General features: G+C 74.7%; 7 protein-coding genes and 1 tRNA gene. 4 read left to right on the forward strand and 4 right to left on the reverse strand.

The features are described from left to right. Positions 1-171: 171 nt before the first annotated feature. From ACFWU6_RS33185 to ACFWU6_RS33195, 3 genes are all read right to left on the reverse strand, one after another. A complete protein-coding gene (locus ACFWU6_RS33185) occupies positions 172-942 on the reverse strand; it encodes an NDP-sugar synthase (protein ID WP_383985150.1) in 771 nt (256 codons plus the stop codon). A gap of 28 nt (positions 943-970) precedes the next feature. Next, positions 971-1,384 (reverse strand): hypothetical protein, encoded by a 414-nt coding sequence (locus ACFWU6_RS33190; protein ID WP_383807167.1) that lies wholly within the window; start codon positions 1,382-1,384, stop codon positions 971-973. A 320-nt stretch (positions 1,385-1,704) separates the two neighbouring features. Beyond that, entirely contained in the window at positions 1,705-2,793 is a 1,089-nt protein-coding gene (locus ACFWU6_RS33195; RefSeq protein WP_383985153.1) for an ABC transporter ATP-binding protein, read from the reverse strand. A 227-nt stretch (positions 2,794-3,020) separates the two neighbouring features. Here ACFWU6_RS33195 and ACFWU6_RS33200 point away from each other — a divergent pair. After that, a tRNA-Thr gene (locus ACFWU6_RS33200) sits at positions 3,021-3,095 on the forward strand. Between the two features lie 90 nt (positions 3,096-3,185). Here ACFWU6_RS33200 and ACFWU6_RS33205 read toward each other — a convergent pair. Continuing rightward, on the reverse strand, positions 3,186-4,568 hold the full coding sequence (locus ACFWU6_RS33205) for an NAD(P)/FAD-dependent oxidoreductase (protein WP_383985156.1): 1,383 nt from the start codon (positions 4,566-4,568) through the stop codon (positions 3,186-3,188). Between the two features lie 313 nt (positions 4,569-4,881). Between ACFWU6_RS33205 and ACFWU6_RS33210 the strand changes: the two genes are divergently transcribed. The 3 genes from ACFWU6_RS33210 (at position 4,882) to ACFWU6_RS33220 (ending at position 7,309) form a co-directional block, all read left to right on the forward strand. Then, positions 4,882-5,796: an aminoglycoside phosphotransferase family protein gene (locus ACFWU6_RS33210; RefSeq protein ID WP_383985159.1), complete on the forward strand. Its 915-nt coding sequence runs from the start codon at positions 4,882-4,884 to the stop codon at positions 5,794-5,796. 81 nt (positions 5,797-5,877) lie between these two features. After that, positions 5,878-6,441 carry a GNAT family N-acetyltransferase gene (locus ACFWU6_RS33215; protein WP_383807155.1) on the forward strand — a complete coding sequence of 188 codons (564 nt, stop codon included), beginning with the start codon at positions 5,878-5,880 and terminating at the stop codon, positions 6,439-6,441. A 190-nt stretch (positions 6,442-6,631) separates the two neighbouring features. Next, positions 6,632-7,309 (forward strand): pentapeptide repeat-containing protein, encoded by a 678-nt coding sequence (locus ACFWU6_RS33220; RefSeq protein WP_383985162.1) that lies wholly within the window; start codon positions 6,632-6,634, stop codon positions 7,307-7,309. Positions 7,310-7,408: the final 99 nt, after the last annotated feature.

Consider the following 7,408-nt stretch of genomic DNA (forward strand, 5'->3'; position numbering starts at 1 on the left):
CCGTAGCGGCACACCACCCCCCCGGGGGGCCGGGCCCGGGCGGGGGGGGCCGGGGCCCCGGTGCGCGATCCGTGTGCGATCCGTGCGCGATCCGGGCGGGGTCGCAACCGGGCCGTGCGGGGCGGGGGTCCAGGGCGGGGGAGTGTCGCGCCGGGCGGCGGTGGGGACGCCTCAGGGGCCCGTCTGGGACGCCAGCTCCCTCGCGGCCTCGGCCAGGTCCTTCGCCGTGTCGATCGCCCGCCAGTAGGCGCCCTGGGGCAGCGGGAAGCCCGCCAGCCGGCGCTCGCGCGCCAGCCGTGGGAACGTCGTCCGCTCGTGGTCGCCCGAGTCCGGCAGCAGCGACGCGAATCCGGGCCCGAAGACGTACACGCCCGCGTTGACCGGGTAGGGCGACGGCGGCGCCTCGATGAAGTCCAGCACCTGCCCCAACCCGTTGGTCTCCACGACCCCCCACGGGATGCGCGGCCGGGCCAGCGCCAGCGTCGCCGTCGCCCCGCGCTCGGCGTGGAAGGCGGCCATGTCGCGGAGCGAGAAGCGCGTCCAGACGTCGCCGTTCGTCGCGTACCAGGACAGCTCCGGGTAAGGCAGGTGCCGGGCCGCGTACTTGAGGCCGCCGCCGCGCCCCAGCGGCTCCTCCTCGACCACCGTCGTCACCCGCAGCGGGAGCCGCGCCCCGGCCAGCCACTCCTGGAGCACTTCGGCGAGGTGCCCGCAGGAGACCACCGCGTCGGTGACCCCCTCCGAGGCCAGCCAGGCCAACTGGTGCCCGATGATCGGCGTTCCGGTCCCCGGGATCTCGACCATCGGCTTGGGGCGGTCGTCCGTGTACGGCCGCAGCCGCGAGCCCTGCCCGCCCGCCAGGACGACTGCCTGGACGGGAGCGGCGGGGAACGCGGCTGCGGGAACGGACGGTTGGGGTGGAGCTGGGGGCGTTTCGGTCATACCGGCCAGCGTACGGACGCGGTACGGGTCAGCCCATGGAGGCGACGCCCGTCGCGTACGAGGTGTCGCAGACGGGGCGCGCGAAGGACTGGGCCTTCGTCGGGCCGTACACGTCGACGGCGGCCCGGCCCAGCGCCCGCGCGATGCCCACGCAGTGCTCGGCGAGCGACGGCCGCCGGTCCACCTCCTGCTGGAGGTGGGTGAGGACGTCACCCGGCTGCTCGCCCTGCTGCAACTCGCTCAGCAGCTTGTCGCGCAGCAGGTCCTGCGCGGCGCGCGGCTTCGCCGGGACGGAGACGTCCTCGGCGGAGGCGGTCAGGATCTGGGAGGGGGAAGTGTCCGCCCAGGGGACCATGGTGACCGCGAGGGTCCCGGACAGGACCAGGACGACGGGCAGGACCAGGGCGAGGGAACGGCCGATACGGCGGGCAGTGTGGGTCACGAGGGCGAGAGTAGCGCTCGGTGAAGATTTGGCGACATTCAGTCACCCGGTCGGGGGACGGTTCGATGTGGTCTTTCGAATAACGGGTTGACGGCCGGGGGTTAATGCCCGGTCTGCCGGAATTCCCGCGGGGCTCGGGGCGGGGCCGGCGGCGGGGTCCGCGGCGGTGCGTACCGCTGTGCGCCGCGGCCGCGGGGGCGCACCGCGCGGGCGGCCGCCGGAACGCAGGAGGGGCGCCCCCGGGAGGACGCCCCCTGCACGCCGCCGCGGCCCGACGGGCGTGATCGGCCCGACCGGCCCGACCGGCCCGACGGGAGCGGCTAGTTGGACAGCCGCGCGCCGGAGGACGTCGAGAACACGTGGATCTCGTCGGCCCGCGGCACCACGTGCAGCTCGGAGCCCTTCTCCGGGACCTGGCGGCCGCCGACGCGGACCACGAGGTCCTGCGAGCCCTCGGCGGCGGAGGTGGAACCGTAGACGTACCCGTCGGCGCCGAGCTCCTCGACGACGTTCACGACGATGGTCAGGCCGCCGGTCGCGGCGATGTCGAAGTGCTCCGGGCGCACGCCGACCGTGACGGTGCGGTCGCCCGCGTCGGCCGCGGCGGACAGGGCCTCGCGCGACACCGGGACGACGCTGTCGCCGAACTTCACGCCGCCGTCGGTGATCGGGACCTCGACCAGGTTCATGGCCGGCGAGCCGATGAAGCCGGCGACGAAGAGGTTCGCCGGGCGGTCGTACATGTTGCGCGGGGTGTCGACCTGCTGCAGCAGACCGTCCTTGAGGACCGCGACCCGGTCGCCCATGGTCATGGCCTCGACCTGGTCGTGGGTGACGTAGACGGTGGTGATGCCGAGGTCGCGCTGGAGCGCCGCGATCTGCGTACGGGTGGACACGCGGAGCTTGGCGTCGAGGTTCGACAGCGGCTCGTCCATGAGGAACACCTGCGGCTTGCGCACGATGGCGCGGCCCATGGCGACGCGCTGGCGCTGGCCGCCGGAGAGCGCCTTCGGCTTGCGGTCGAGGTACTGGGTCAGGTCCAGCATCTTCGCCGCGTCCTCGACCTTGCGGCGGATGGTGGCCTTGTCCTCACCGGCGATCTTGAGCGCGAAGCCCATGTTGTCGGCGACGGACATGTGCGGGTACAGCGCGTAGTTCTGGAACACCATCGCGATGTCCCGGTCCTTGGGCGGCAGGTGCGTGACGTCGCGGTCGCCGATGCGGATGGCGCCGCCGTTGACGTCCTCCAGGCCGGCGAGCATGCGCAGCGAGGTGGACTTGCCGCAGCCGGAGGGGCCGACGAGGACGAGGAACTCGCCGTCCTCGATCTCCAGCTCCAGCTGGTCGACGGCGGGCTTGTCGCCGCCGGGGTACAGACGGGTCGCCTTGTCGAACGTGACAGAAGCCATGGGGGTGAATCCCTTCTACCGGCAGGAACGTGCCGGACGATCCGAGTGGAAGGTCTAGTCCAGTAGCCCGGACTCTGCCCGACGCTACCCCGCCGCTCCCGCTCCTGTCAGCACCCTGACGGCCCGGATCCCCGGCGCGGGCAAATCCCGGCGGCCGCCCCGGCCGCCATCGGGCCCTGTGTAGAGTGATGGCGGCTTCGCGCGTGGCGGTTCACGTGCGGTGTCGTGCCTCCTTAGCTCAGTCCGGCCAGAGCAACGCACTTGTAATGCGTAGGTCGTCGGTTCGAATCCGACAGGGGGCCCCGGTGCGAAGGCCCCGGACCGGTACGGATGCTGTGGGCAGCCCACGGCATCCGACCGGTCCGGGGCCTTCGGCGTGTGCGGGCGCGGGGTCAGTGGCGGCCCGAGATGCGGTCGGCCAGGCGGGCCAGCGGGGTGGTCGTCGGGCTGTGGGTCGCCGTTTCGCGGCGGTCCGCCTCGCGGTAGGCCGCGTAGAGGGCCTGGACGCCGAGCCAGCGGAAGGGCTCCGGCTCCCAGCGGCGGACGCGGTGGTTGACCCAGGGGAGCGTGGTGAGGTCGGTGCTCTCGCCCAGGACCAGGTCGCGCAGGGTGCGGGCGGCGAGGTTGGCGGTGGCGACGCCCGAGCCGACGTAGCCGCCCGCCCAGCCGAGGCCCGTGGTGCGGTCCAGCGTGACGGTGGCGCACCAGTCGCGGGGGACGCCGAGGACACCCGACCAGGCGTGGGTGATCTCCGTGCCGGCGAGCTGCGGGAAGAAGGAGGTCAGGAGGTTCGTGAGGGCGGTGACGGTGGCCGGCTGGGTGCGGCCGTCGTTGTCGGTGCGCGATCCGAAGCGGTACGGGACCCCCCGGCCGCCGATCGCGATGCGGTCGTCGGCGGTGCGCTGGGCGTACATGTAGGCGTGGGCCATGTCGCCGAGGGTGGCGGCGTCCGACCAGTTGAGGGACGCCCAGGTCGCGGCGGGGAGCGGCGCCGTCACGATCATCGAGGAGTTCATCGGGAGCCACGCGCGCTTGTGGCCCTTGAGGGAGGCGGTGAAGCCCTCCGTGCAGCGCAGGACGTGGGGGGCGCGGACCGTTCCGTACGGGGTGACGGCCTTGCGGGGGGCGATCTCCGTGACGGGGGTGGACTCGTGGATGACGACGCCGACGCGTTCGCAGGCGGCGGCGAGCCCCGTGACCAGCTTGAGGGGGTGGATGCGGGCCCCGTGCGGCGTCCAGCTGGAGCCCACGGCGTCGGCGACGTTGATGCGGGCCCGGGTGGCGGGGGCGTCGTGGAGCTCGCGGTCGGTCTCGCCGAAGGCGAGCTCGGCGGCGTGGAAGGCCTTGAGCCGGGTGAGCTGGGCGGGGGTGCGGGCGACCTCGAGGACGCCGCCGCGGTGGATGTCGGCGTCGATGCCCTCCTTGGCGGCGGTGTCGATGACCTCGGTGACGGTGTCGTTCATGGCGTGCTGGAGGCGGCGGGCGGCCTCGTGGCCGTGGAGGGCGGCGTAGCGGTCGCGGCCGGCGATGCCGTTGTAGAGCCAGCCGCCGTTGCGCCCGGAGGCGCCGTAGCCGCAGAGCTTCTGCTCCAGCACGGTGACCCGCAGGTCGGGGGCGGCCCGCTTGAGGTAGTAGGCCGTCCACAGGCCGGTGTAGCCGCCGCCGACGATGACGGCGTCGGCCGTGGCGTCGCCGGTGAGGGGGGCGCGGGGTGGGGCGGCCGGGGCGGTGGGATCGGTCGCGTACCAGAAGGAGATGCCGCCGTTGATCGTCATGGGGGAGTTGCTACACCCGGTTTCGCCGGGGTGTCCAGGGGCGGAGTGTCGCGTTCCGGGGAGGAATCCACGGACGGATGGCCGATGTGGGGCGGGGTCGGAGGACCGTACGGCGAGCCGGGGGATGTGTCGTCGTTATGTGGAGAGGGTTTGTTTCGGGGCGGTCGTACGGAGGTTGGGGCGCGCCGGTCGCGTCGTCGCGGCGGTCGCGGCGGCGGCCCTCCTGGGCGGGGCCGCGACGGGGTGCGCGGGTGGGGACGGCGCGAGGGCGGAGGCGCCCTTCGCGGTGCGGCCGCCGCCGTAGCCTCGGCGCATGGTCGAGAAGGTGGACGTCCCGCGGGGTCTGGCCGAGGCGCTGGAGCAGTACGACGGCACGGCGGGACGGGAGTTCGTCGCCGGGCTGCCCGCGCTCGCGGAGCGCTTCCTGGAGCGGTGGGAACTGCGGCGTACGGGGCCGGGGATGCACGGGGTGGCGGCGCTGGTGCTGCCGGTGGAGCGTGCGGACGGGACGCGGGCGGTGCTGAAGCTCCAGCCGGTGGACGAGGAGACGGCGGGGGAGCCGGCGGCGCTGCGGGCGTGGGGCGGGGAGGGCGCCGTACGGCTGCTGGAGCACGACGGGCCGACGGGGTCGATGCTGCTGGAGCGGCTGGACGAGGCACGGCCGCTGTCGGCGGTGGCGGAGCGGGACCCGCGCGCCGCGCTCGGAGTGGTGGCGGCCCTGCTGGCGCGGCTGACGGCGGTGACGGCTCCGGTCGGCCTGCGGGGGCTCGGGGAGGTCGCGGCCGCGATGCTGGCGGACGTACCGCGGGCGCTGGAGCGGCTGGCGGACGGGCGGGAGCGCCGGGTGCTGGGCGACTGCGCGGCGGCGCTGGCGGAGGTGGCGGGGGAACCGGGGGACCGGCTGCTGCACTGGGACCTGCACTACGGCAACGTGCTGGCCGGGGGCGCCGGCGGCCGGGAGGAGTGGCTGGCGATCGACCCGAAGCCGCTGGCCGGGGACCCGGGCTTCGAGCTGCTCCCCGCGATCGTGGACGACGTCGCGCCGGGGGAGGTGCGGTGGCGGTTCGACCTTCTGACGGAGGTGCTGGGACTGGACCGGGAGCGGGCGCGGGCGTGGACGCTGGGGCGGGTGCTGCAGAACTGCCTGTGGGAAGTGGAGGACGGGGAGGAGCGGCTCCCGGAGGAGCAAGTGCGGGTGGCGGCGCTGCTGTTGGGGCGGGGTGTCTGAGGGCTGTCCGGCTCCTTCCCGGGGGATCGGCGCACGCCGCGCGGCGGGCGGGGACTGCGGAACGGCCCCTACAGTGCGGGGATGATCCGCAGCGCTGTAGTCACCGACGTGCCCGTCATCCGGGCGATGATCCGCGAGCTGGCCGCGTACGAGAAGGTGCCGCAGGAGGCCCGTGCCACGGAGGAGCAGTTGCGCGGGGCGTTGTTCGGGGAGCGGCCCGCGGTGTTCGCGCACGTCGCCGAGACGGACGCCGGCGAGGTCGTCGGCTTCGCGATGTGGTTCCTGAGCTTCTCGACCTGGCGCGGGGCGCACGGGATCTACCTGGAGGACCTGTACGTACGGCCCGACGCGCGCGGGGGCGGCCACGGCAAGGCGCTGCTGGCGGAGCTGGCGCGGACGTGCGTGGAGCGGGGGTACGAGCGGCTGGAGTGGTCGGTGCTGAAGTGGAACGCGCCGACGATCGCCTTCTACGAGGCGCTGGGCGCGCGGCCGCAGGACGAGTGGTCGGTGTACCGGATGACGGACGGGGCGTTGGCGGAACTGGGCGGCCCGGGGGCCGGGGGCCGGGACGCGGACGCGTCCGGGCGGGTGTCCGGTGGCGCGTCCGCGGAGGCGTCCGGGCGTACGGCCGCCGGCACTGCCTGAGCGCTTGGCGGGCGGGGTGCCGGCGGGCGGGCGTCCGGGGGCCGCCCGGGTCGGGCCGGCGGCTTCGGCGGTGGTGGCCGTGGTGGCGGCCGTGGTGGCGTCCGCGGTGGTGGTCGTGGGATTCGGGTTCCGACCTCCCGCGCGGTTGACGTCAAGGGGTGGTGTCGGCGGGGTGCGTCAGGATGGGGGGATGGCGCGAAGCGGACAGCAGCAGCGGACGGTGAAGGCGGCGAGGCGGCCGGAGGTGCGGCTGCCGGAGTTGGCCCGGTGGCCCGGCGGCGGGCTGGAGCCGGACGGGGACTACGACGGTGTGGAGTTCGCCGATCTGGACCTGACGGGGCAGGAGGGGGTCGGGGCCCGGTTCATGGACTGCGCGGTACGGCGCTGCGTGCTGGACGAGGCGGGCCTGGCGAAGGCGCGGTTCGTGGACTCGGTGCTGGAGGGCGTCCGGGGGGTCGGGACCGACCTGTCGGAAGCCTCGCTGCGGGACGTGGAGCTGGTGGACGCCCGGCTGGGCGGGGTGCAGCTGCACGGGGCGGCGCTGGAACGGGTGGTGGTCCGCGGGGGCAAGATCGACTACCTGAACCTGCGGAAGGCGCGCCTCAAGGACGTGGTCTTCGAGGGGTGCGTGCTGGTGGAGCCGGACTTCGCGGGCGCGGTGCTGGAGCGGGTGGAGTTCCGCGACTGCGTGCTGCGCGGGGCGGACTTCAGCGGGGTGCGGATGACGGACGTGGACCTGAGGGCCGCCTCCGAGCTGGACATCGCGCGGGGGGTGGACGCGCTGGCGGGGGCGGTGATCAGCACGGTGCAGCTGTTCGACCTGGCGCCGGCGCTGGCGGCGCAGCTGGGGGTACGGGTCCTGCCGTAGCGCTCCCGCGGGGGGTGGCGGGCCGGACGGCGGCGCCCCCGCCGGGCGCGGGCGTGCGACGGGGCCCCGCGCGGGCCCGCGCCCCGGGCCGGGCGGGGC

Source organism: Streptomyces sp. NPDC058674 (assembly GCF_042716505.1).
GTDB lineage: Bacteria > Actinomycetota > Actinomycetes > Streptomycetales > Streptomycetaceae > Streptomyces.

Coding starts and splice junctions, on each gene's coding strand:
- ACFWU6_RS33205 (WP_383985156.1), bottom strand. CDS start 4,568: ATGACGATCAACGGCGGCATCTCCTTCTGGTACGCGACCGATCCCACC.
- ACFWU6_RS33220 (WP_383985162.1), top strand. CDS start 6,632: ATGGCGCGAAGCGGACAGCAGCAGCGGACGGTGAAGGCGGCGAGGCGG.
- ACFWU6_RS33185 (WP_383985150.1), bottom strand. CDS start 942: ATGACCGAAACGCCCCCAGCTCCACCCCAACCGTCCGTTCCCGCAGCC.
- ACFWU6_RS33210 (WP_383985159.1), top strand. CDS start 4,882: ATGGTCGAGAAGGTGGACGTCCCGCGGGGTCTGGCCGAGGCGCTGGAG.
- ACFWU6_RS33215 (WP_383807155.1), top strand. CDS start 5,878: ATGATCCGCAGCGCTGTAGTCACCGACGTGCCCGTCATCCGGGCGATG.
- ACFWU6_RS33195 (WP_383985153.1), bottom strand. CDS start 2,793: ATGGCTTCTGTCACGTTCGACAAGGCGACCCGTCTGTACCCCGGCGGC.